Here is a 23,797-nt window from a genome sequence, read left to right on the forward strand (position 1 = left end):
CCGACTTGCCAGATCCGTTGAAAGCCAGGTGCTTCGATGGCCTCTCTTCCCTATAAACTCTAAGCCGATCTTGCGAGTATCCGCATGAGATGGGCTCCAGCAACATTGCTGGCATCCACTCAATGCTCTGCCGACGGGAGGGCAAGGCGCGATGCTTCCTGTAATAAAATCCCGCGCATCCATAGGCTCGCCGGATCACTGTTTTGAAGCGCAGGCCATTGAACGGCCTCTGTGAATGGGGGAAGCGGCAGTGGAAGGTCCATGATCCGAAGGGGCAAAACTTCTGCGAAATGTTGCGCCAGTCGCAACGGCACGGTCGCTATGCGATTGGTATTGGACAGAACGGGCAGGATCATGCTGAAGCCCTGCACGACGACCTCGATACGTCTCTTAAAACCGTGTTCGAGCAAATACCATTCTTCGATTGATGGTCTTCGTGAATTCCCGAATTTGGCCGCGACGTGCCCCATGGACATGTATCTGTCGAATGTAAGCGGCTGTGATAGCTCTTGGTTCCTGCCACAGCCCACGCATACGAGCCTTTCCTCAAACAGTTTCGCTCGAGGATGTCCAGTTGGCATGAACACGTCCGGGAGAATGATAAAATCGACTTCGCCACGGCGCAAAAGCTCGTCGTAATCATCGGCGAGGGGCAGGAATTCGAAGCTCACGCCTGGGGCTTCCCGCGCAGCACGCTTCACGACCTTTTCCATAAACACGAGTGTGAGGAAATCGGAAAGAATGATCCTGAAACGGCGATCCGACTGAAAGGGATCAAACGGCTCCCAGGAAATGATCGAAAGCTGGATATGGAGTAAGGCTTCACGTACGGCCGAAACAAGGCCCTTCGCACGCGGCGTCAGGACAAGTTCGCGACCATTCATCGTAAACAGTTCATCCTCGAAATAGACACGCAATCGGCCCACAGCAGCGCTCATCGCAGGCTGGCTGAGATTGATGCTGCGTGCCGCGGCCGTCAGGTTACGCTCGGTCATCAATGCGTCGAGCGCGACGAGAAGATTTAAGTCCAGTCCTTTGAAGCGCATCTTTTCCTTCATTCAAGATGTGGATGGTTGCCATCCAAACAATCAATTTTACCGATTCGGCATGATGGTGCATGAGGAAAATGTCGATAACCTGACAAGTATGTCGATTAGCAGACGAGTACATCGGCGTAAGCTTACGAACGACCGACGACGGTCGGAAGTATTCAGAGAGTTGATCATCTCAGACGCGAGCGAAATAGAAAGGTTCTACTATAACGATTGTATGCCGTTGCGACCGCCTGGGGCGTATGACGTGGGTAGACGAGCAGTTGCTGCAATCACACGATGTTTCCCTCAGAACTACAGCAGGAAAAAGGAGGTCTTTGCATGCGCTCAAAGGTGCGGTGGAGACTGTGCTGGGAAAACGAGTTGGAACTCGCCGAGCATATCGAGCTCGCCGACTTCTTTCGGATGACCTATGGGCCAACCGGGCCCTTTAATGCAAAACCATTCGAGGGCAGTCGAAGCTGGGCGGGAGCAAGGCCCGAACTTCGTCTCATCGCCTATGATGCTAATGGTGTCGCGGCTCATCTGGGCTTGCTGCGCCGATTTATTAAAATTGGCGCAATTGATCAGTTGGTGGGTGAGCTCGGACTATATGGCGTACGTCCGGATCTCGAGGGATTGGGGATCGGGCATTCAGTTCACGCCATGCTTCCTGTATTGCGCGAACTCGCCGTTCCATTTGCTTTCGGCACCGTTCGGCCCGCATTGCAAAAGCATATCGAAAGGTTCGGCCGTTACGGTCCGGTAACGATCTTATCGGGGATTCGTGTGTCGTCCACTCTACCGGAGGCGCGCCTCGACAAGCCGCCCACACGCATTGACGACGCGCTTGTCATCGTCCTGCCGATTGGAAGATCCATCTCCGATTGGCCTGCCGGCACGGTAATCGATCGGAACGGGCCAGAGCTATGACGCAACTCGATTGCTTATACGAAATGCCCAATGCGTGCGATGACGCCACCGACCGGCCGAGCATCTATCTGACATTTGACGACGGACCTCATCCCTTCTGTACGCCTGAGATTCTAGACGTGCTGGCGCAACATCAGGCGCCCGCAACCTTCTTCGTTATCGGAACTTACGCAGCCGAGCGGCCGAAACTCATCCAACGAATGATCGCCGAAGGGCACAAGGTCGCCAATCACACGATGACCCATCCGGACCTGTCCAATTGCGGTCCCGGCGAAATAGAACATGAGATATCTGAGGCGAGCAGGGCTATCAAGACTGCATGCCCGCAGGCGTCGGTGCAATATATGCGCGCTCCCTACGGGAGCTGGACCCAAGACGTTCTTTCCGTGTCGGCGAGCGCAGGGCTGGCGGCCGTCCATTGGTCTGTGGACCCGCGAGACTGGTCTCGTCCTGGCGTCGATGCCATTGTCGATGCAGTGCTCGCCTCTATCCGTCCCGGGGCAATCGTTCTGTTGCACGACGGATGCCCTCCAAGCGAGGCGAAGCCGAGCGTAGATAGCAGTCTGCGCCGTCATACCATCATGGCACTCTCTCGCATCATCCCAGTCGTGCGCGACCGCGGATTTTTAATCCGCTCGCTTCCTCAACATCACTGAAAGCGATATTCATGAATCTGCTCGACGCAACCAGCACTGCCGCTATCTCGCTTTATGCGATGCTCTCGACGGCTTATAAAAGCATGCAGGTCGTTTATGCTCGGCCAATCGAGGAGCCATCGACCTCTGCAGAGCCCATTGCTTCGGCGCAATGGCCGAGCGTCGATGTCATCATACCCTCCTTCAATGAGGATCCGGGCACACTCTGGGACTGCCTGGAGTCCATCGCGCAGCAAGAATACGCTGGGGATTTGAATGTCTATGTGGTTGATGACGGTTCCAGCAATCGCGACGCCATCACGCCCGTCCACACGGCGTTTGCACGCGATCCAAGATTCACATTCATTCTGCTCAGGGAGAATGTTGGAAAGCGCAAGGCGCAGATAGCAGCGATACGCCGTTCCTCTGGGGATTTGGTCCTCAACGTCGACTCCGACACCATTCTCGCCCCAGACGTCGTCGTGAAACTTGCACTCAAGATGCAAGATCCGGCAATTGGCGCGGCTATGGGCCAGCTTGCCGCCAGCAACCGCCACGAGACCTGGTTGACCCGTTTGATCGACATGGAATACTGGCTGGCCTGTAATGAGGAGCGCGCGGCACAGGCTCGTTTCGGTGCTGTCATGTGCTGCTGTGGCCCATGCGCCATGTACCGCCGGACTGCGCTTACCATGCTACTCGACCAGTACGAAACGCAAATGTTCCGGGGAAAGCGAAGCGATTTCGGCGAAGATCGTCATCTTACGATTCTCATGTTGAAGGCCGGATTTCGAACCGAATATGTTCCAACCGCCATCGCGGCAACTGTTGTTCCAAACAAGCTGCGCCCTTATCTGCGTCAACAACTTCGCTGGGCACGCAGCACTTTCCGTGACACGTTGCTTGCAATGAACCTTCTGCCTGGTCTTGACCGTTTTCTCACGTTGGACGTCATTGGTCAGAACCTCGGACCGCTCTTGCTCGCCCTATCGGTGCTAACCGGACTAGCGCAGTTCGCGCTCACCGGGACCGTGCCCTGGTGGACATGCCTGATGATCGCATCGATGACCATGATCCGCTGCAGCGTCGCAGCGGTTCGTGCTCGCCAATTTCGATTTATCGGCTTCTCCCTGCATACCTTCATCAACATCTTTTTCCTGCTGCCCTTGAAGGCCTACGCGCTCTGTACGTTGAGCAATAGCGATTGGCTGTCGCGCGGCTCTGCTGCCAAGGCAACAGGCAAGGGTGGAAAGCTGGACGCCATCCAAGACCCGGTTGCTGCATCAAGCCCGAGAGAATCGCAAGAAAATGAAGCTCCGCTTCGCCGGCACAATCTTGCGAGAGATGCTACCAGATCGATGGCATATGACGGCATTTGCACCGACCAGTAATGATCGCTCTATCAAGGTAGACGGCTTGAAAACGCACGACAATTATCAACTTTTAAATCGCGAACTGGCTGCAGATGATCCGTGGCGCCTCGACGGAAATCCGTTCGAACGCAAGCGTCACGCGCAAATGCTCCTGCTGTCGCTTGCCCAGGGGCCCATCGCAAATGCACTCGAAGTCGGGTGTGCGGCCGGCGCCTTCACGGAAAAACTGGCGCCCCATTGCCAGCGCCTCACCGTTATCGATGTCGTGCCAGAAGCGATTGATCGAACACGCCGGCGCATGAACAAGCCGGCACATATCAGCTGGGTTGTCTCAGACGTACAACAGTTTTCCTCTGAAGAGCTTTTCGATCTGATCGTGGTTGCAGAAGTTCTTTATTACCTCGGAGACATTGCCGAGATGCGAATGGCAGTTGGGAACCTGCTTCGCATGCTTGCGCCGGGCGGGCATCTGGTCTTCGGCTCGGCTCGCGATGCGAACTGCCAGCGCTGGGGTCATGTTACCGGCGCTGAGACGGTCATTGCCATTCTCACCGAAATGTTGGTCGAGGTAGAGCGTCTTGAGTTACAGGGGGACTCGGACAACGAAGACTGCTTGCTCGTCCGTTTCCGCAATCCGGTTTCCTCTTCCTAATCAATTGAAGTTTCGAGCTTAGACATGGAGACACTATGCGCATCTGTGGTATAAAGCTGACCCATGACGGGGCGATCGCCCTTATCGAGGACGGACGGCTAGTCTTCTGCATTGAGCAGGAGAAGCAAGACAACAATCGCCGATACCAAACCATCGACAATCTCGACGCAATTGTCACCGCGTTGGCGGAACACGGTCTTAATCCAAGCGACGTCGATCAGTTCGTCATCGACGGATGGGATGGTGAGATCGAGTCGCGTTTCCAGGTCCTCAGCGGCGCGGCTCCCGTCACTCTCACGGGGGCGCCCTACGTTGAACGCCACCCCGACGGTCTTCTCGATTCGCTCGACGGCTCCGGCCTTATTCTCGACGACCGGGTTCTTTCTTATAAGAGCTATCCGCATGTTACCGGCCATGTGGCCTCCGCATACTGCACCAGTCCATTCGCCAAGGCTGGTGAAGCCGCGTTCTGCCTGGTATGGGGTGGCTGCATCTTCCCGCGCCTCTATCACGTCGATGGCCACGGAGCGCGGTTCCTTGAGTCCTTATTCCCGATGATAGGGCAAGCTTACGCTGCCGCGGGCCATTACTTCGGGCCATATAAGCAGCCAAGCCGCGCGGGCTGGGACCTCGGTGTCGCCGGCAAGCTGATGGCCTATATCGCGCTTAGCTCGATTGATGAAGACATCGTCGCGGTGTTCGAAGAGCTCTACGAGGAGCACTTTTCAGGCGATGCCGAGCGAGCCTGTCGCTATCGCGCAAACATCAACGACGCTGAATCTTCCCTTATAGCCGTACATGACTTCTTCGATGCCAGCGTGGTCCGATTGGAGGATAAGGCGCCCGAAAACGTGCTTGCATCATTCCATTCTTTCCTGGAGCTTCTCTTAGTCCGTGAAATGGCGCTTGCCATGCAGCGCCACTCACTGCCAGGGCCGCGTAATTTATGCATAGCCGGCGGCTGTGGTCTCAACATCAAATGGAACAGTGCACTGCGCGAGACGGGCCTGTTCGATGCCGTCTGGGTTCCGCCATTTCCGAACGACAGTGGTTCTGCAATCGGTGCCGCCTGCAGCGCCATGGCGGCGCATGAAGGCTTTGTGCCGCTGGAGTGGTCGGTCTACAGCGGCCCGGCTTTGAAAAACGGCGATGCGCCGCCCGGATGGGAGGCTGCCCCGTGCAGCATATTAGAACTCGCCACGATCCTCGCCAGCAATAAGCCCGTTGTCTTTCTTGCCGGGCGCGCCGAGCTCGGACCCCGGGCGCTCGGAGGCAGAAGCATTCTCGCAGCCGCGACGTCGCCGCAAATGAAAGACTATCTCAACGAAGTCAAATTTCGCGAACACTTCCGGCCGGTGGCGCCAATATGCCTGGAGGACCTCGCGCCGGATATATTCAGTCCCGGAACGCCCGATCCCTACATGCTGTTCGACCACCAGACGCGCCCGGAGTGGAAGGACAAGATTCCCGCTGTCGTCCATCTCGACGGATCTGCACGTTTGCAAACCATTTCCAGGAGCTCTGAACACGCAGTTACCGAACTCCTCATCGAGTATGAAAAACTCACAGGCATTCCGCTGCTTTGCAACACGAGTGCCAACCTCCATGGACGGGGCTTCTTCCCGGATGCTGCCGCAGCCTGCGAATGGGGACGCATCGACCATGTATGGTGCAACGGCGTGCTCTTCACCAAGGAGCGGGTCGCCGAATTGGCGCCAGTTGGCGTCGCAGACAACATGAAGATGAGCACATGTCCACGGTAGCAATCGAACTTGCCGGTGTCACGAAGTCTTACGGCGAAAGGACCGTCGTCGACGGGCTGTCGTTTTCCGTTGGAGCGGGAGAATGCTTTGGCCTGCTCGGGCCGAACGGCGCGGGAAAAAGCACAATCGCGCGAATGGTTCTCGGCATGACTCTTCCTGATTCCGGCAAGATCAGCGTGCTCGGTGTACCCGTGCCGGCGCGCGCCCGCTTGGCACGCAGGCGCATCGGCGTCGTCCCTCAGTTCGACAACCTCGACGCCGAATTCACTGTGCGCGAAAATCTTGTGGTGTTCGGACGCTATTTCGGCATGAGCACACGCGAGGTCGAAAAGGTTATCCCGTCACTGCTCGAGTTCGCGCGCCTTGAGAGCAAGGCGCATGCACGCGTTTCCGAGCTGTCCGGCGGCATGAAGCGGCGCCTGACACTGGCGCGTGCGCTGATCAACGACCCGCAGCTGCTTGTCATGGATGAGCCGACGACGGGCCTTGATCCGCATGCGCGCCACTTGATCTGGGAGCGCCTGCGGGCACTTCTGGCGCGCGGCAAGACAATTATCTTGACCACCCACTTCATGGAAGAAGCTGAGCGTTTGTGCGATCGCCTGTGCGTCATCGAGAAGGGACGCATCATCGCCGAGGGCCGCCCGCATGCGCTTGTCGACGAGCAGATCGGCTGCCAGGTGATCGAAATATACGGCGGCAATCCGCATGAACTGCATTCAGCGATCCGGCCATATGCGCAACGGTTCGAGGTGAGCGGCGAGACGCTCTTTTGTTACGCGTCCGATCCGGAGCCGGTCTTGGCGCAACTGCGCGGGCGAACGGGCCTGCGTCTTTTGCAGCGGCCACCGAATCTGGAGGATGTTTTTTTGCGGCTGACCGGGCGCGAGATGGAGAAATGAATGATGGGTGAAGGTTATGCGACAACGCTGCCGGCTAACGCTTGGAACTGGATTGCGGTTTGGCGCCGCAACTATCTGGCATGGAAGAAGGTTGCGCTTGCGTCGATACTCGGGAATCTCGCCGATCCCATGATCTACCTGTTCGGTCTCGGTTACGGCCTCGGCATAATGGTCGGTCGCGTGGACGGGGCTCCATATATCGCGTTTCTGACGGGCGGCATGGTTGCGGCAAGTTCCATGACATCTGCTACCTTCGAAACGATTTATGCGGCTTTCGCTCGCATGCAATCTCACCGCTGGGAAGCAATCCTATACACACAACTGACGCTCGGCGATGTCATTCTCGGCGAATTGGCATGGGCGGCCACCAAGGCGTTTCTGGCCGGGACGGGAATTTTGATCGTCGCCACTATGCTCGGCTATGCGGCGTGGACGTCGATCCCCTGCGTGCTGCCGGTTATTGCGCTAACAGGGTTTGCATTCGCGAGCGTGGCCATGGTCGTCGTGGCACTCGCACCCAGTTACGACTATTTCATTTTCTACCAGACGCTCGTCCTCACGCCGATGTTGTTCCTCTGCGGCGCGGTCTTTCCGGTCGCGCAACTGCCGGGCGGATTTCAGGAAATGGCGCAGTTGCTGCCGCTCGCACATGCGATCGACCTCATTCGTCCAGCAATGCTCGGCCGGCCGGCGGAAAGCGTCGGCCTGCATGTCGGTGCGCTCTGCCTTTACGCGGCATTGCCGTTCTTCCTTTCGGCAACGCTTCTGCGGCGCCGTCTGATGCCCTGAAGCCGTGACCGCTTACGAAACGGAGTGATGAAATGCAGTATCGCGGACTCGGCCGCAGCGGCCTGAAAGTAAGCGCGTTCGGCTTGGGTACGATGGGCTGGGGAGAGCAGAACACGGAAGCCGAGGCACGCGCGCAACTCGGGGCGGCTCTCGATGTAGGCGTAAACTTTGTCGACACGGCGGAGATGTATCCTGTACCACCGCGCGTCGGGACGACGGTCTCTCGGCGCGCTATATCGACAGTTGGCTGCGCAAAACCGGCCGCAGGCAGGATGTGGTGCTTTCGACCAAAGCGGTCGGTCCCGTCCGGCCAGCCAAAGCAAACCTGCCCTATATCCTGGACGGCCGCGTCAGCTACACGCGCGCAAACCTTTTCGAAGCAGTCGATGCCAGCCTTCAAAGGCTGCAGACGGATCATACCGATCTGTTTCAGCTGCACTGGCCAGACCGCAGTACGAACGTCTTTCAATAGCCTGGCGTAAAGAACCAGCCGGAGAGCCCTTACGCTCGTCGGCGCAACGGCGAAGTTCTTGTGCGGGCGCCATCCCCACCTTTGTGATCAATAACAGTTGGAAACATGCGCAATGATCCATTCCCTACCGTCGCCGGAGCCATTTGTAATCCTTGCGATGCCGCGAACTGGGACGCACTATCTCGAAGCGTTGCTGAACGATCATCCAAATATCTTGAGCAACGGTGAGTTGCTCAACAGCTATGATGAAAATTGGCCCGATAAGGATCGCCTGAGGCACAGCGATCGCGAGCTTCTCGAGCTCGCCTACATGCGCTATCCACCAGCCAAGAAGAAGGTGACGCATGTCGGCTGTAAAATTAACGAGCCTCAATTTTATGAGCGTCCAGGCTTTTTCGACGAATTGGCTCGCTGGCAAGGCCTCAAAGTCATTTTGCTTACTCGCAATACATTGGAATCCCTACGATCGCTGGTGCAGGCAAGGCAAACGGGTCAGTGGCTGAAATTCAGCCCGGACCGTAATGAGCCCCCAAGTGTCTCGCTGTCAGTGAACGAATGCGAAGCCTATTTCAAAGCTGCCGACGATTTCCATGCGCGGGTCAAGGATGCGTTTGATCCGAGCAAACTGCTGATGATCGAATACCAGGATCTTCTTCTTAAACCGAGCGCATGCCTGGCAGCCGTTTTGGCCTTCCTGGGAGCTCCCGCGCATCGGTTTTCCAATCGCGCCACCATTCAACGGCAGGAAACACGCTCGCTCGCTCGCTCGCTGCGGAATTTTGTAGAGCTACGGCGGCACTTTGCAGGCGGCCCCTACGCGAAGTTCTTCGAGCTTGACGACGCATCGGCTCCGCAAGGATAAATGAGATGTCTTTCGACAATCTGCGATACCTCGAATCCGAAGCCATCCATATCATTCGGGAGGTCGCTGCGACCTTTTCCAATCCGGTAGTGCTCTATTCCATCGGAAAGGACTCCTCCGTTTTATTGCATCTCGCAATGAAGGCGTTCTTCCCGGGAAAACCGCCCTTTCCCTTTCTTCATGTGGACACCCGGTGGAAGTTTCGGGAGATGATCGATTTCCGCGACCGCATGATGCGGGAAATGGACCTGAAATTGATTGTCCACGTCAATCAGGATGGCATCGATCAGGGTATCAGCCCGTTTCGAGACGGCTCCAACGTGCACACGCACATGATGAAGACCATGGCGCTGCGCCAGGCGTTGGACAAATTCAGTTTCGATGCTGCGCTCGCAGGCGCACGCCGCGAGGAGGAAAAATCGCGAGCCAAAGAGCGGATCTTTTCCATTCGCAACGCACAGCATGCTTGGGATCCGAAACGCCAGCGTCCGGAGATGTGGAGAACCTACAATACGCGTGTCAGCGCAGGCGAAACGATGCGCGTCTTTCCGCTTTCCAACTGGACGGAACTCGACGTCTGGGAATACAACCAAAAGGAAAACATCCCGGTCGTGCCACTCTATTTCGCGGCGCCGCGGCCCGTCGTTCAGCGCGGTGCGGGGATGATCATGGTCGATGACGAGCGCATGCCGCTTGAGCCCGACGAAACGGTCACGCAGCGCATGATCCGTTTCCGTACGCTCGGCTGCTACCCTTTGACGGGCGCGATCGAATCCAGTGCGGAGACGGTGCCGGAAATCCTGCGCGAGATCGTGGAGGCACGCACCTCCGAAAGACAGAGCCGGCTGATCGATTTCGACGAGGCCGGCGCAATGGAGAAGAAGAAGCGGGAAGGGTACTTCTGATGCCATATCCTTTTTCGATATCGCCGCATGACATGGAAGAGCATCTGGTCCAAGAGGACAAAGGACCGGTTCTTCGATTCATTACCTGCGGTTCGGTCGATGACGGCAAATCGACCTTGATCGGGCGACTGCTCTGCGATGCGCAACTGGTCTTCGAAGACCAATTGGCAGACCTTCGCCACGGGGGCATCCGCGGCGGCAATGGCGAGGAAATCGATTTCTCTCTGGTGCTCGACGGCCTTGAGGCGGAGCGCGAACAGGGCATCACCATAGATGTTGCCTATCGCTATTTCTCCACGTCGAAGCGCAAGTTCATCGTTGCCGACACGCCAGGCCACTTCGAATATACGCGCAACATGGCGACGGGCGCATCAACTGCCGACCTTGCCGTCATCCTCGTCGACAGCCGCCAAGGCATACTCCAGCAAACACGCAGGCATTCCTATCTCGCCTCGCTTCTCGGCATTCGCCATGTCGTCCTGGCTGTGAACAAGATCGATCTCATCGATTTCAGCGAGCCGATATTTGATGCCATTGTGGCCGAATACGTGCGCTTCTCGGCGAAGCTGGGTTTTGCCAGCGTAATGGCCATTCCGATGTCCGCCCGCTTCGGAGACAATGTTGTTTCGAAATCGGGGAAATTACCCTGGTATCAAGGCTCCCCGCTTCTTGAATATCTGGAAACGGTGGAACTCGACGCACCTGACAGGCAAGAACCCTTTCGTTTTCCTGTTCAGCTCGTCATGCGGCCGAATGCGGATTTTCGAGCTACGCGGGCCGGATCGCATCCGGAAAAATTGCGGTCGGCGATCCGGTGATCGTTGCAAAATCAGGTCTGCGATCGTCGGTCAGGGCGATCATTGCCCCTGATGGCAACCAGATATCTGCCGCAGAAGGGGAACCGGTAACCTTGGTTCTTGCCGACGAGGTAGATGTCTCGAGGGGCGACATGCTGGTTGACCCCGCCTCAAGACCTTTTGTCTCGGACCAATTTCAGGCGCATCTTATTTGGTTCGATGCCAATCCGATGCTCCCCGGACGAAGCTATCTCTTGCGGACGGAGACGGACAGTGTCAGCGCCACGGTGACTGTGCTCAAGCACCAACTAAATGTCGACAGCTTCGTTCGCGAACCGGCCAAACTGCTTCAGATGAACGAGGTGGGCGTCTGCAACATCATGACGCAACGACCGATCGTCTTTGACGCCTACAAGGAAAATAGGTCAACCGGCAATTTCATCATCGTCGATAGGGTAAGCAGCGCGACCGTCGGCGCCGGCATGATTGATTTCCCGCTTCGTCGTGCCGACAACGTTCATTGGCAGGCGCTCGACGTCGACAAGGCCGCGCGGTCGGCTCTCAAGAACCAAAAGCCTGCTGTCCTTTGGCTCACCGGTCTGTCCGGTTCGGGCAAGTCGACGATCGCCAATGCACTCGAAGCGCTTCTGCATACTTGCGGCAAGCATACCTATCTATTGGACGGAGATAACGTACGCCACGGGCTTAATCGTGACCTTGGCTTTACCGCAGTTGATCGGGTCGAGAACATACGCCGCGTCGCTGAGGTCGCCAAGTTGATGGCGGACGCAGGGCTGATCGTAATTTGCTCCTTCATCTCGCCCTTCCGAGACGAGCGGCGTATGGCGCGCGAGCTCATGGGCGAAGGCGAGTTCATCGAAATCTTTGTTGACACGCCTTTAGACGAATGTGCGCGCCGAGATCCGAAAGGGCTTTATAAGAAGGCCTTTGCCGGAAACATTGCCAATTTCACCGGCGTCTCGTCTCCCTATGAGGCTCCGGAGAATCCGGAACTTCACCTCAAAACCATGGGCCAGGAGCCAGCGAGGTTAGCGCTTCAGATAGAAGAGTTCCTTCGAAGCCGAATGGAGGAGAAATAGCTCACTGGCCCAGTGCAGACAGGAATTTTAGCAACTGAGAGCCTGTCAACAGGGGAGGGCCGAAAATCTCCTGCAGCTGCTTCGCTGAGAAGAGTAGCCGGCCAGGCCAGCGGGTGCTGGCGTTTCACCAGCTTTACGGACCATATGACGGCAGCCTACCGAGAATACACCTTCAAATACTGGATGGACACTCATCGCAGCGAGGAAATCTTCTTCGTCCTGCAGGTCCAGAAGGTTATGCCAAAAACCTTCGTTGCATTTGGCTCCTGCCGGTACGTGGAGGAAGGGGAGAGGCTTCCCCGATCTCACATCATCGCTGATTGCAAGTCGGAAGCTGATGCGCTCGCCTTACGCGATCGGTTCTTCGCCATACGAGTCGATACGGGCAAGACTATCGAAAAGGAGATGTATCGGCGCGTTGATAAGTTCGCAGCGCGCGCAGAGGGGAAGACGCGAAGACGCTGAAGAAAAACCTATCGCTGCCTCCCACATATATTCGGGAGGCAGGCATGACCTCACCGGCCGTACACAAAGACCCCATCCTCTCGGGCCGCCTTAATGATCGCCTCTCGCACTTCTTCGGCAGTTATTCTGCCCTCATGGGCTGCAAGAACCGCTCTCTTGGCGTCTTCATAGGCTTCGCCGGTATTCTCTGCCGGCCATTCGTTGAGCAGGAAATCGGCAGCGCGCTCGGCGCTGTTGATCGCGACCGCTCTGCCGGCCTGTCTCGTTTCCAGCATCAGAGTTTTATCCCACCATTGTGTGGTCATGGCATTATTCCTCCGCAATCAAAACTGGCGATCAGATGCTTGGTTCCAAGGAGGGCGGCGTGATGCTCATCTTCGAAAGATCCTGTATTCGCATTCGGGTACCCCTCGCACATGCAGGGTTCGCTTATCGCCTACGTGTTTCCAGAATCTCTTTTTGTCCGCTACGCGACTATCTGCGAGGCCTTGGCGCCGACGTCAGGCTTTCAAGACTGATCGAGAGGCGGCTTTCATGCGCAACAGTTGATTGGCAGCCGCGTCAAGTTCCGTTCGCAGGGATCCGACATGGCGTCGACATTGTTCATGATCTAGAAGGCGGCAGTCGGTTCCGCAAGAACGACGAGCGCGGAAATTCATCATCCGCCCGCCATGCTCGGTCCGCCGCAAAGCGCCCAGGGCTCCCCGTAGCTAGTTTCCGTCCACAAACAGGCGTATTTAAGCGCGTTTACAAGGGTTTGTCCTTTGCGGTGAGAGTGGTTTTGGGGCGACGGACAGGATCATGAACGCTTGTGATTGGGCAGTATACAGTTGGCGGCGCTGAGGCGTACGCCACGAGGCCGGCATTGTAGCGACGGCGCAATTCTAAAAGCTGGTCGGAGTTCAGGTCGGTTTGAGGCGGATGAAGAGGACGAGGTTGTAAGCCACGACGGAGGACCAGACGTAGGTCTTGAAGTGGTCAAGGCCCCGCCAGGTGCAGCGTGCCAGGCCGTAGGCACGCTTGAGGCATGATATTCCGGCTTCGATACCGGCGCGGAAGTTGCGCAACTTGCGATAGACCCAATTGCTTCTGACCATGTCCTCGACCTTGAGGCCAGCTTTCTTGTGGAATGCCATGTCGCGAACGCCCCAGGTCTTGGCTGTGGCCAGGTTGCCGCGACTGGCAAAGCCGCCGTCGGCCGCCGCCTGCCGCGGCGCGTTTCCATAGACGGCGATGTGGCGCTCCAGCATCGGCAGCAGCCGCTCGCTGTCGGGCGGATTACCTGCCTCGATCACCAGATCGAGGATCATGCCGCTTCTGCCGGTGGTCAGGTTGAGCTTGTGGCCGTATTCGGTCTCGCGGCTACCTTTGACGATGATATCGGCATGGGGTTCGAACAGGCTTACCAGCTTCTCGCCCGCCGGCAGCTTCTCGCCCGCCAGTACTCGCCGCTCGCTCTGTTTGATGATGCGTTCGATCAGCGGTCGATAGCGGCAAACCTGGGCCTGCCAGAGTTGGACGAGCGGATTGCTCGCCGCTGCCAGTCGCTCGGTTGCCTGCTTCAGGTATGCCAAGGTCGCGCAGGCGATCGCGATCAGCTCACGGTAGAGCCGGACCCGATTGGGCTGACCGCGTGTGAACTGGATCTCGCGGGCACGCTTCTTGGCCGCGCGGCAATGATCGCGCCATGCCAGGCCGGCGCCGACCAAGGTATCTGCCTTCTTCAGCAGGCGCACCATGACCCGCACGGCATCCCACAGCAGGCTGCTGTCGCTCGGTTCGTGCATGAGTGCCGAGGTCACTGTACTGTCCAGCCGCACGACCGTGCCGTCTTCCAGCTTCGCCTGCCGAGCGCTCGACAGCAGCGCCCGATTGATCACTTCCCAGGTCTCGGGTCGGATCGCGCTGATCGTCTTTTGCAGCACTGACTTTTGCGGGCTCCATGACCACGGCAGGCGCGCAAAGGCCCGAAACGACGCGGAGTCCTCGAGATGGAACGCCAGTTCCTGGTAGCTCAGCTGCCGGTATTGCTTGAGCAATGCGCAACGCAGCACTGCCTCGGCCGGCAGCCCTTGCCGTCCGGTGGCCTTGACGCCGTGCCGACCCAGATCCCGCCCCACCAAGCCAAACAGATCGTGGTGCTCGTCCAGCCACTGCGACATCGACTTCAGTTCGTGGCCGATCTCGTGCGTGGCGAAAAGATCGAATATACTGGCTTGGACGGTGCGTTCCTGGCGCATTGTCGGCTCCGGCGGTTGCAGATTGTGCTTCGGAATCAGTGGCATGAGCCCAAAGTATACCTGAAACCGCCGGGCCTTGCTTGCGCAAAATTCAGATTCACTTAATAATATCAATAACTTGATGTTCGTGGACGGAAACTAGCTAGAGTCGCCAGGCAGAACTTAATAGCCCATTCGAATACCATTCGGCGTGATGGGGCCTGCGAACCGAATCCTGGAAGCGGCGGTTAGGTCGTCGTCTACAAGGACGGCCGGGAAATCGCTGCATTGTCCGCAGGCTTCGGTGAGACCGCGAACAATGTCATCGAGCTTACCGGCATGCTGCACGCTACCCAATGGATCATCGATTATTTCAAGAAGGACGAGCCGGCAACGATCTGGCGTGACGCCATGTACGTCGTGAACGGATGCAATGAATGGCGTAACTCCTGGGAGAGATGATTTTGGAGCGCCTGATCGAGGCGATGGAGACGGATATCGCGTAGCCCGTAAGGGTCGGGCCGAAGGCATTCGGAAGCAGCATGCCGCAATACCTCCATTCCGCCGCGGAAAACTTCGCCCGTCGGCGCGAGGACATCATCAAGACCGGTGGCGCCAGAACCCGCGAGGATGAAGCCGCCCAACGCAGGCAAACCGACAAGTCTTTAAGGTTTGTTGTCATAGACCGCAGAGTGGCAGGTCACCGCCGATCTACAATACGGTCGATTATACAAGGAAATTTGTCGAGGAGTGCCTCCTCAAAGGGCGTATATCATTGATGACATTACCATGTTCTAATTCAACAGTCGGCCGTGCCCACGACCGTAATTGAAACGAGCACTTGATGGAAACTCTGCCCCTATCCCTATTCGGATAGGGGCTTTTTGTGGGTGTGCTTGGGCATTGCTGTACGAAATACCGTTGTCATGCAGTCCGATGGTACAACGCGGCCTGTTACTCCCAGGTCTGTCGATTGTACCAATCGTCGATGTCGCGCCGCGCCCGATCTTTTTCCAAGCCGTAGCGTTGTTCTTGGATCTTGCCTTCGAGCTGATCTCGGCGTCCGTCGATTAGATCCAAGGTCGTCATCCGTGAGCTGTCCCCACTGCTCTTTCACCTTGCCCTTGATCTGCTTCCAATTTCCTTCAACTCTATTCCCATCCATGATGTTCTCATCGTAAGGGTTGTCCCTGCAGCGGTAATGTAGATCGGCTATCTTTGTTCGCCAAATAGTTGGAGGGGCCGCCGCGCGAAGCTGGGCAAAGCGAGCGCGCGGAAGCTGGGGTTAGGCCTCCGCTTTTTTTCAAGCATGCAGAAGTGGAATCAAGCCCTGAACGATAGATTCTGCCAATGCTTCCTATCGCTTCGCTATCTGGAAATTTCATAATCAAGGGCTTCTTGCCCCAATCGTCCGACTACGGATCAATGGCAAAGTATTTTACCAAGAAGGGGTTCGCTAAAAGTGGCCATGCACCAGCAAGTCTGGCGAGGTGGCGTTCGTCATGAATGCCTTGCTTATAAAGAGTGACAACGATTGGTGCCAGTCGCTGGGCTTCATTTACATCTTTCATTAGGTTCAATCTTGAGAAAATCTGCTCGAAAGCAAGCTGACAAATCTCTAGGTCACGCAGACCAAAGATTGCCTCATGGTTTCGAATATATTGGGAAAACGTCGAACCATCCTCATCATGCCGCTCCGCCGGGCTGGATACCGGTGACCCCATCTCGGGAGAATCCGAAACCATCCGCTGCTCTCCGATCGTGCATGAGTATACAACGCACGTTTACACTCCAGGCAACATTCTCGCAACCTGAGGCATCATTTCTTTGAGCATCTTCTCGGCGCCGCCACTTTACTGCTGAGCGGGCGTTTTCGCGGGCGGCGTTGTGGTGGTCGGCTGTGTCGTTGTCGTCTGGGCTGGGGCGTTGGGATTTGTCGTGCTGGTGTGGGGCCAGAAAGCCCAGGCGAGAGCTGCGACTACAATAATCCCGAGAATGACAACCCATGGCATCCAAGGTTGGCGACGTACCGGTGTCGTTCTGAGATCTGGGGCACGCTTGTTGATGTCGTTGCTCATCTGAGTACTCCTCTGGGACGTAACCTTTAGCTGCAGCAAAGGTTCCTGACCACGAGGCGTTGCGGTGAAGTTGCGCTAATATTGCGCGCAGTTCATTGGGTTGGTTGATGTCCGTGATCGGATTCATCTCGCAAGTATTTGGCATCGTATAAGAATGGAAGAAGCCGAGCCGTTCCGGGCACAATCTTGGACTCGTCGGCGTCGACCTCGAGGCGAGCTGTCCATCTAATCATGTGGTTGTTGTCGGTCGGGTCCAACGTCGGAAACTTGAGGCGACGGCTTTGATCAGTTGTGACCACATCAATGGTATAGCTATCGTCTTCAAGGTATCGATCTGAGATGATCTCCACATGGAACCGGCCACCTTCCGTCCTGGCATCGCCCTCGTAGCCACATCGCTGGATGCAACCTGGCAAATCACCCCTGACTGTGAATGAGATCAATGTGCCGTCCACCAGGTTGGTTATCCCGTTAAAAGACGGTGGATTTCCTTTGCTCATGGTTATCGCGAGCGTCAGATCGTTGTCGCTGGCCGCAAAGGCAGAAGGGACCATGATGAGCGACAGTGCGGCAACGACGACGGCGTGATGCATAGCAATCCCCCAATTACCGCAATGATTATCGGGAATGATCTAAGAGTCGAGTCAACTATGCGTGCGAGCGTGGCGCCCTGTGAACGGCTCAAATTCATCGTCGCCGTGCAGATATTCCAGCTCATGGTCAATGTGGTCGATCGCCCAACAGAGCGCCTCGATCTCGCTTCTCAGGTGCTCGGCCAAGTCCCCGGTGATACTGGCGATATCGGCCGCCGGCAGGGACGCCCTGCTGTTGATAATCTTGATCTCGTCAGCTTCAAGACCGGCAAGGTGGTGCTTCGCCCGCTCGATCTGGAACAACAGCTTGCCGCGGTGATCCAGTAGGTATTCTCTCGTCTCGTCGATCATTTGGGCGTCTCCGAGGGATGTGGCTGTAGCCTTATATGCTTCGAGACCGTGTTCGGTAATCCAAAAATATTCGATATTGTCGATACAATCTCTGGGGACGAAACCGCGGGCCTCCAGACGGCTAACGATATCGTCGCCGCACCCATAAAAGCCCACGCAAGGCGGGCCCGGAAAGGTGGAATGATGGAGGTGATTTAGGAGATGCCGGCCGTGTGACGCGCTGACATCATCTTTGATGCGACAAGGCTAAAATGCCTGATAGGATTTGAGCTTAATCGTGGAGGGGACCATGAAATCAGCGGCAAACGACAAAGAAAATCTGCCGCCCGTCGAGCAGGAGTGGGCCAGCGCCATGCTAGTCATTGCATGGCCGTTTGGGGTTTTTGCCATTGCGCTTTGCTGTAAGTTCTTCGTGTAGCGATTAAGCCCCCGCCTGACCTAACGCTCGGGCCTGGCCAAGACGGTTGTCGGGATGTTGATTTTGGGGATTCTAGCCGTCGTCCCAACAATGATGGTGCAGTCTCTCGTGCCCATAAATCACGCTCTTCGTCACTCGCTCTCAGTTTGAGCAAGCGATCGGTGCCGCTGCGAAGCGCTCCCTGGCTCACGCTTGCGGCTATGCCGGATTGACAAGAGCAGCCGCAACTTCACCAATCGGCAGGTCAATCAGGGTGATGCCGCATTCCGTGCAGAAGCGGCGTTCGTTCTTGGTCATGGTTTTGGCATCAATCACAGCGAAGTGTGGGCCGTTGGAGCGCTTCATGATCTGGCGGGCAAAGATGCGCAACATCTGATCGTCGAAGCGGCAGCCCAGAAAGAAAAAGCCGCGGTTGGTGCGCCGTGCTTTGACGGCTTCGGGGATCGGCGTCTGGATATCGATCTCTGTCAGAACTTCGACATAGTCCGCATCTGACACGAGAAAATTAGCAGCGGGCCGAACGCTTCCATGAGGCGTATACAACACCGTTTTTGCTGCCGGACCGGGCCTGAGTTCCTTTCCGGACAAATCGTAGGTTCTCGTCCATATATCGCGGTTCTCATTTGCCCGCGTAACGCCTTGTATCTCGACCACGTCTGTTCGGCCATTCGCCACGAGAGCCGCGCGCATCGTCCCGTCGTACCAGCTGTCGATGATGAGCGAGAGTGGCAGCGTTGCAAGCCAGGCATGGAGGCCGGTCAGCGGCGCGGATGAGGCGAATATCTCCGCCATCCAGGCTTGAAGCGTCCGACGATGCCTGCGCTGCTCGATAAACTGTGCGACCGACCACATGTTGCTGCGTATCTTGGAAGGTGCTGTCGCCCGTGTGTTAAGAGCTGCTGCAACGCCTTCTGGACCATCAGGTACAGGCGGTGCCGCCGAACTTTGCCGGAGAAGCCCGGGACCGAGATATGGGATTATTGCGTCTGCGGCGAGCGCTTCCTTCAGCAAATAAAGTTGCTTTTCGGCGTAATCGCCCCGGCAGACCAAAAGATGATCGGATTTAGGAAGCACGGGCATGCCGCTGTCGCTTTTTGTCGTTCGTTAGCAGCGTTTAGTCCTCCTCAGATATCTTCTTTGCCTCGACCGTAATGGGCAGGCGCGTGTCCTTTGGCAGATCGGGCAGGGCTAGCCTCCATCCATTCCTAAGCAGCACGCAGCCGCCCCATAGATTTTCATTTTCCATAGCAATGATCGGCTCTTCGAGATCCTTCTTGGAAACATATGCCGATAAGCCGGTTCCGGTTCTGCGGATCATCACTTTCACGGGGCTATTCCTTCCCTGGCGCTGGTAGTCGTTTCGGCAATGCTTGCTGCGGCTTTGTCGAGGCTCGTCAGTTCACGCGCGCGCATGCCGACGATGGTGCCGCGATCCACCCATTCGACCGCATAGATATAGAACTGCTGGAGAAAGGTGCCGATGTCGCGCACATAACCCTCATCGCCCTTTCGCACCAGGTTTTCGCCAACGTCTTTGCCGGGATAGGTGCCGTCATTCTTTATGTGGCGCGTGGCACGAACCCGCTCGCCTGGTAGAAATTGCGGTGAACAGCCGATTTCCACTTCTTGTTCGCGTCCTATGCCCACGGTGGTGCCTCACTTTCTTGAGACTGCTCGGCTTAACCGCGGAGGTCAAACCTTTGGACGAGATATTGCCTTCGGCGGCCAGCGAACAGGCGATCAGGCTGGAACGCAGGTCTTCGGTACCGGACATACCGATGCGCATTGCTGCGTCTCGAAAGCTCCCTCGCATTCTGTGCACTTCTTCGGATCGATCACGTAGTTCTCGCCCTTCAGTTCTATCGCACCTGATGGACATTCGAACTCGCAGGCTCCGCACTGGGTGCATTGGGATGCGATGATCTTGAAGGCCATTTTCAACTCCTGAGGAGGTTAAACTAAAAAAATTCACGCCGTCCCTGTCAGCAGGTCGACTCCAAACTCGGTGGCATAAACCATGCTGATGGCGGTTTCGATGTACTCATAGGTATAAGAGTCCACTGCTCGAATGCCCGCGTCCGCCAACCGCTTTTTAGGGCAATCTCCGATCTTTGCGCAGAGCACGATGTCGATCCCCTCGAGCGCAACTATCACACCGTCGAGTGTAGCGTCGTCACCCCAACCGCCGCGGCAATATTGCTCGACCTTGCGATGCCCCACGAAGGCGATTCCTCTCGGAGAGGCTTCATAAATCTGGAACTCTTTCGCATGGCCGAAATGTTCGTTTATGCGGCCGCCGCCCTTGGTCGCCACCGCGACGTGAAGCGACCCGTCGGGGCCGGCTGCTTTGACCATTTCGATCGCCTCGCTCTTGGCTGCTGCGTGATTGCCTCTCTCCCGCGCCACTACTTCCCGGTATGCCTCGCGATTGCGCTCGTCGTACGAGACTGCATCGGGAATGTGGTCGAGCGTGAATTCTTTGCCACGATCCTCGCCGAGCAGACCGACGGCATCGGCCCGGCATTGCCGACAATGACGCATCAGCTTGGCGCCTTTTTCGAGACGACCTTGAAGCGCCTTCAATTCGATTGCCCGCGGAGCGCGCTGTCCGGTCAGGCCATAGTAAGTGCCGTGCGCTGGGTCCGAAATCAGGGGCATCACATTATGCAAGAACGCGCCGCGCTCTTTCACCCATCTGTTCACCTCGATCAGGTGCTCGTCATTGACCCCGGGTATCATGACCGAATTGACCTTGACGAGGATGCCCCGCGCCGCCAGCATTTCCAAACCCAACATCTGTCGCTTGTGCAGGATTTCGGCGGCTTCGATGCCGGTGTAGCGCCGGTGATTGTAAAAGACCCAGGGATATATCTTTGCGCCGATTTGCGGGTCGACCATGTTGATTGTGATGGTCACGTGATCGACATTCATGCGTGCAAGCTCATCGACATGATCTGGCAATGCTAGCCCGTTGGTGGAGATACACAGCTTGACGTCGGGAATTTCCGCGGCAACTTTTTCGAAGGTCGCCTTGGTTCTCCTCCAGTCGTAACAGGCATCGCCCGGACCGGCGATTCCGACGACCGAAAGCTGCGGCACTTCGTTGGCGACCGAAATAACTTTGCGCAGCGCCTGCTCTGGCGTCAGCTTTTCCGAGACGACACCGGGCCGGCTTTCGTTTGCGCAGTCATATTTCCGATTGCAGTAGTTGCACTGGATATTGCAAGCCGGTGCGACGGCGACGTGCATGCGCGCGAAATAGTGGTGTGCTTCTTCCGAGTAGCAGGGATGATCCTTTATCTTCTCCCATGTCGCTGGATCCATGTCATCCGGTTTTGCGGTTGAGCCGCAGGATGAGGATTTGCAGCTGTCGGACTTCGCATTGGTCAGCCTATTGTCGGACGTTTTGGCGCTGGCCGAGCGATCAAGCGAAATCATCGATGCGGTCATCTAGCAATTCCGTTGCTGGTGAAGATTGCAGTTCAAACTGCAAGACCTATGCCAGGGCCCGGGATTGTCTTATGTCCGGCGTTTTAGTGTTTCGCGTTGGATTGCATACACTTGCTCCCGCACGATTTCGTTCGTTCATGACAATCGGCACATGGATCTCGTCGCGAATGCGACGCGCCTCTGTCACGTAGAGTGCCGAGAGCGCATTTCCGACCTGACGAACGACATAGGCTTAGAACTTTTTCATCTCGATATTGTGCCGGCGCAGAGCATAGCCGACCTGACGGGGCGTGAGGCCGAGCATACGAGCCGCTTTGGCCTGAACCCATCCGACTTTCTCCATTGCCTCGATCAGCCGGTCCCGCTCTGTGAGGCGCGGTGATAGGGCTGGGCAAGCCGGACCATTGGGGTCGCAGGCCTTGAAGGGCGCTACCTCGGGATGCGAGACGCTGCCTGGTTGGGTAGAGAGCGGCGATACTGCCGGCGTTGTTCCACCCCGAGTGAGCTCATCGATAGGCTTACCCTCGCGGCCGCCGCCGTCGCCTTTCCAAAGACGAGCCGAAAGACATTGGTTGTTCTGGCACGCAAAATCCGAGGGAACGATCGTCTTCGAGCGCGCCAACGTCGCCGTCCTACGCACGCAATTTTCCAGCTCGCGGACGTTCCCAGGAAAATAGCATTGCGAAATCAGGTCTAGCGCCTGCGCCGTGAAGGCGTGCTCGCGATTGTTCTCCCGGTTGAAACGGTCGAGAAAGACTTTTGAAAGGCGCGAAATGTCTCCGGGCCGCTCTCTGAGTGGTGGCAAGACGATCGGCACGACATTGATGCGATAGTAAAGGTCGGCTCTGAACTCGCCATTTGCAACAGCCGCCTCGAGGTCCTTGTTGGTTGCGCATACGAGTCTGATGTCGACTTTGAGGGTCTTGGTTCCGCCAACCCGCTCCAGCTCGCCTTCCTGCAGCACGCGCAAAAGCTTGGCTTGAAAGGCAGGCGAAATTTCGCCAATTTCATCAAGGAGCAGCGTTCCGCCATTTGCCAATTCGAAACGCCCCGCGCGCTGCGATACAGCACCGGTGAAAGCGCCCTTTTCATGTCCGAAGAGTTCCGATTCCAGGACACCTTCAGGCAGTGCGGCGCAGTTCAATTTGACAAAAGACTTCTTGCGGCGAGGGGAAAGCTCATGAATGGCCTGTGCGAAAAATTCCTTGCCAGTGCCGCTTTCACCCCGCAGAAGCACTGTGGTATTCGTCATAGCCACCGCAGAGACGATTTCCAACACCCGCCTGACTGCAGGGCTTTCTCCGACGATCCAGTCGACTTTGGCTCTTGAGTTTTGGCTCGGATCATTCCGTCCCCCTTCGGCGGATTTCCGGTGCAGCTGGATGATTTGCGGACCGGACGTGCTCAGGGCTCGGTGGAACGCGATCGTCTGGCCGATAAGATCGGCGACCATGGTAAGGAAGCGAATATCCTCGTTGTGACGCAGTTCAGTGGCGCTGTCCCTGAAGCGGTCGATCCATAACGTCCCGACCAGTTTGTGCGCAGCCCTCAAAGGAACCCCGATAAATGTGATGGGGATCGTGTCGCTGCTCAAAGACGGCTGAGGGTCAGCCCGAAAAAGTTCGGATTTACTGGTCTCCCTTATCACCAGCGGCTGTCCGGTCGTCACGATCTGATCCATTGCAGCCGGTGGGATGGTGTGGCGTGCGCCGGATTGACGAGAATCGGCGACGCCGGCCGACGCGGTAATTTCCGGCTCCCCTTCGCTCGCCCATATAACGATTGCCCCATGACGCATTCGCAAAAACGTGGGGAGGATATTGGCGACCTTGACAAGCGTGATCTCCAGCGGGGCAGCGGCCGTTAGGAGCTTCGATATTTCGTAGATCCCGCTGCAGGAGATTCCGACTTCAGGCGTTTTGCTGGATACCCCGGGCAAAGGTCCAACTTCATCGACGCAATCGCGTAGAATGCGGGTCATTTTCAACACCCCTAGCTGTGTAGAATGC

At 56.8% G+C, this 23,797-nt stretch carries 24 protein-coding genes and 3 pseudogenes; 14 read left to right on the forward strand and 13 right to left on the reverse strand.

Annotation, left to right across the window (positions count from 1 at the left end):
• Positions 1-119: 119 nt before the first annotated feature.
• The gene (locus RTCIAT899_RS20735) at positions 120-1,046 is read right to left on the reverse strand and encodes a LysR family transcriptional regulator (protein WP_004125953.1); all 927 of its coding nucleotides are present in this window, start codon (positions 1,044-1,046) and stop codon (positions 120-122) included.
• A 327-nt stretch (positions 1,047-1,373) separates the two neighbouring features.
• Between RTCIAT899_RS20735 and RTCIAT899_RS20740 the strand changes: the two genes are divergently transcribed.
• The 12 genes and pseudogenes from RTCIAT899_RS20740 to RTCIAT899_RS20795 all read left to right on the forward strand — a co-directional run bounded on the left by RTCIAT899_RS20740 (position 1,374) and on the right by RTCIAT899_RS20795 (position 12,679).
• On the forward strand, positions 1,374-1,964 hold the full coding sequence (locus RTCIAT899_RS20740; RefSeq protein ID WP_004125955.1) for a NodA family N-acyltransferase: 591 nt from the start codon (positions 1,374-1,376) through the stop codon (positions 1,962-1,964).
• Positions 1,961-2,620, forward strand: coding sequence for a chitooligosaccharide deacetylase NodB (nodB, locus tag RTCIAT899_RS20745; RefSeq protein ID WP_004125963.1), 660 nt, complete (start codon positions 1,961-1,963; stop codon positions 2,618-2,620). The genes RTCIAT899_RS20740 and nodB overlap by 4 nt, the downstream gene beginning before the upstream one ends.
• Before the next feature lie 11 nt (positions 2,621-2,631).
• Positions 2,632-3,990 (forward strand): chitooligosaccharide synthase NodC, encoded by a 1,359-nt coding sequence (nodC, locus tag RTCIAT899_RS20750; protein ID WP_004125966.1) that lies wholly within the window; start codon positions 2,632-2,634, stop codon positions 3,988-3,990.
• Entirely contained in the window at positions 3,908-4,624 is a 717-nt protein-coding gene (nodS, locus tag RTCIAT899_RS20755) for a nodulation methyltransferase NodS (protein ID WP_004125970.1), read from the forward strand. The genes nodC and nodS overlap by 83 nt, the downstream gene beginning before the upstream one ends.
• Positions 4,625-4,659: 35 nt before the next feature.
• Entirely contained in the window at positions 4,660-6,387 is a 1,728-nt protein-coding gene (gene nodU / locus RTCIAT899_RS20760; protein WP_004125972.1) for a nodulation protein NodU, read from the forward strand.
• Positions 6,375-7,289 carry a nodulation factor ABC transporter ATP-binding protein NodI gene (gene nodI / locus RTCIAT899_RS20765; RefSeq protein WP_004125976.1) on the forward strand — a complete coding sequence of 305 codons (915 nt, stop codon included), beginning with the start codon at positions 6,375-6,377 and terminating at the stop codon, positions 7,287-7,289. The genes nodU and nodI overlap by 13 nt, the downstream gene beginning before the upstream one ends.
• Positions 7,290-7,292: 3 nt before the next feature.
• A complete protein-coding gene (locus RTCIAT899_RS20770; protein ID WP_004125979.1) occupies positions 7,293-8,078 on the forward strand; it encodes an ABC transporter permease in 786 nt (261 codons plus the stop codon).
• A gap of 32 nt (positions 8,079-8,110) precedes the next feature.
• Positions 8,111-8,544, forward strand: a pseudogene (locus tag RTCIAT899_RS20775) (aldo/keto reductase); the annotation flags it as partial.
• Positions 8,545-8,662: 118 nt separating this feature from the next.
• On the forward strand, positions 8,663-9,412 hold the full coding sequence (locus tag RTCIAT899_RS20780) for a sulfotransferase domain-containing protein (RefSeq protein WP_004125985.1): 750 nt from the start codon (positions 8,663-8,665) through the stop codon (positions 9,410-9,412).
• 5 nt (positions 9,413-9,417) lie between these two features.
• The gene (gene cysD, locus RTCIAT899_RS20785; RefSeq protein ID WP_004125988.1) at positions 9,418-10,317 is read left to right on the forward strand and encodes a sulfate adenylyltransferase subunit CysD; all 900 of its coding nucleotides are present in this window, start codon (positions 9,418-9,420) and stop codon (positions 10,315-10,317) included.
• Positions 10,317-12,214, forward strand: a pseudogene (gene nodQ, locus RTCIAT899_RS20790) (bifunctional sulfate adenylyltransferase/adenylyl-sulfate kinase NodQ). The gene cysD and the pseudogene nodQ overlap by 1 nt, the downstream one beginning before the upstream one ends.
• A 144-nt stretch (positions 12,215-12,358) precedes the next feature.
• On the forward strand, positions 12,359-12,679 hold the full coding sequence (locus tag RTCIAT899_RS20795; RefSeq protein ID WP_004125998.1) for a hypothetical protein: 321 nt from the start codon (positions 12,359-12,361) through the stop codon (positions 12,677-12,679).
• 50 nt (positions 12,680-12,729) lie between these two features.
• Here the strand turns inward: RTCIAT899_RS20795 and RTCIAT899_RS20800 are convergent, their stop codons facing one another.
• Together RTCIAT899_RS20800 and RTCIAT899_RS20805 are read right to left on the reverse strand one after the other, a co-directional pair.
• Complete coding sequence (locus RTCIAT899_RS20800; RefSeq protein WP_004126001.1) at positions 12,730-12,984, reverse strand: DUF982 domain-containing protein; 255 nt, start codon at positions 12,982-12,984, stop codon at positions 12,730-12,732.
• 597 nt (positions 12,985-13,581) lie between these two features.
• Positions 13,582-14,919: an ISNCY-like element ISRtr6 family transposase gene (locus tag RTCIAT899_RS20805; RefSeq protein WP_004126005.1), complete on the reverse strand. Its 1,338-nt coding sequence runs from the start codon at positions 14,917-14,919 to the stop codon at positions 13,582-13,584.
• Positions 14,920-15,186: 267 nt separating this feature from the next.
• Between RTCIAT899_RS20805 and RTCIAT899_RS33540 the strand changes: the two genes are divergently transcribed.
• Positions 15,187-15,360, forward strand: a complete 174-nt coding sequence (locus RTCIAT899_RS33540; RefSeq protein ID WP_154660803.1) for a ribonuclease H family protein — start codon at positions 15,187-15,189, stop codon at positions 15,358-15,360.
• Between the two features lie 492 nt (positions 15,361-15,852).
• Here the strand turns inward: RTCIAT899_RS33540 and RTCIAT899_RS20815 are convergent.
• The 4 genes and pseudogenes from RTCIAT899_RS20815 to RTCIAT899_RS20830 all read right to left on the reverse strand — a co-directional run bounded on the left by RTCIAT899_RS20815 (position 15,853) and on the right by RTCIAT899_RS20830 (position 17,920).
• A pseudogene (locus RTCIAT899_RS20815) lies at positions 15,853-16,063 on the reverse strand (CsbD family protein).
• 250 nt (positions 16,064-16,313) lie between these two features.
• Positions 16,314-16,643 (reverse strand): hypothetical protein, encoded by a 330-nt coding sequence (locus RTCIAT899_RS20820; RefSeq protein ID WP_240535518.1) that lies wholly within the window; start codon positions 16,641-16,643, stop codon positions 16,314-16,316.
• Positions 16,644-17,068: 425 nt separating this feature from the next.
• Positions 17,069-17,569, reverse strand: a complete 501-nt coding sequence (locus RTCIAT899_RS20825) for a hypothetical protein (protein ID WP_240535519.1) — start codon at positions 17,567-17,569, stop codon at positions 17,069-17,071.
• 51 nt (positions 17,570-17,620) lie between these two features.
• Positions 17,621-17,920: a hypothetical protein gene (locus RTCIAT899_RS20830; protein WP_037136675.1), complete on the reverse strand. Its 300-nt coding sequence runs from the start codon at positions 17,918-17,920 to the stop codon at positions 17,621-17,623.
• Between the two features lie 289 nt (positions 17,921-18,209).
• Here RTCIAT899_RS20830 and RTCIAT899_RS34410 point away from each other — a divergent pair, with 289 nt between their 5' ends.
• On the forward strand, positions 18,210-18,338 hold the full coding sequence (locus RTCIAT899_RS34410; protein WP_276307846.1) for a hypothetical protein: 129 nt from the start codon (positions 18,210-18,212) through the stop codon (positions 18,336-18,338).
• Between the two features lie 198 nt (positions 18,339-18,536).
• Here the strand turns inward: RTCIAT899_RS34410 and RTCIAT899_RS20835 are convergent, their stop codons facing one another.
• The 6 genes from RTCIAT899_RS20835 to nifA all read right to left on the reverse strand — a co-directional run bounded on the left by RTCIAT899_RS20835 (position 18,537) and on the right by nifA (position 23,769).
• Positions 18,537-19,418 carry an SIR2 family NAD-dependent protein deacylase gene (locus RTCIAT899_RS20835; RefSeq protein WP_004126018.1) on the reverse strand — a complete coding sequence of 294 codons (882 nt, stop codon included), beginning with the start codon at positions 19,416-19,418 and terminating at the stop codon, positions 18,537-18,539.
• 34 nt (positions 19,419-19,452) lie between these two features.
• The gene (gene nifT, locus RTCIAT899_RS20840; protein WP_004126022.1) at positions 19,453-19,665 is read right to left on the reverse strand and encodes a putative nitrogen fixation protein NifT; all 213 of its coding nucleotides are present in this window, start codon (positions 19,663-19,665) and stop codon (positions 19,453-19,455) included.
• Positions 19,662-19,985 carry a nitrogen fixation protein NifZ gene (locus tag RTCIAT899_RS20845; RefSeq protein WP_004126025.1) on the reverse strand — a complete coding sequence of 108 codons (324 nt, stop codon included), beginning with the start codon at positions 19,983-19,985 and terminating at the stop codon, positions 19,662-19,664. The genes nifT and RTCIAT899_RS20845 overlap by 4 nt, the downstream gene beginning before the upstream one ends.
• Positions 19,986-20,078: 93 nt before the next feature.
• The gene (locus RTCIAT899_RS32310; protein WP_004126027.1) at positions 20,079-20,273 is read right to left on the reverse strand and encodes a 4Fe-4S binding protein; all 195 of its coding nucleotides are present in this window, start codon (positions 20,271-20,273) and stop codon (positions 20,079-20,081) included.
• 33 nt (positions 20,274-20,306) lie between these two features.
• The gene (nifB, locus tag RTCIAT899_RS20850) at positions 20,307-21,788 is read right to left on the reverse strand and encodes a nitrogenase cofactor biosynthesis protein NifB (protein ID WP_004126030.1); all 1,482 of its coding nucleotides are present in this window, start codon (positions 21,786-21,788) and stop codon (positions 20,307-20,309) included.
• 232 nt (positions 21,789-22,020) lie between these two features.
• A complete protein-coding gene (gene nifA / locus RTCIAT899_RS20855; protein ID WP_004126033.1) occupies positions 22,021-23,769 on the reverse strand; it encodes a nif-specific transcriptional activator NifA in 1,749 nt (582 codons plus the stop codon).
• Positions 23,770-23,797 lie beyond the last annotated feature (28 nt).

The organism is Rhizobium tropici CIAT 899 (assembly GCF_000330885.1).
Taxonomy (GTDB): domain Bacteria; phylum Pseudomonadota; class Alphaproteobacteria; order Rhizobiales; family Rhizobiaceae; genus Rhizobium; species Rhizobium tropici.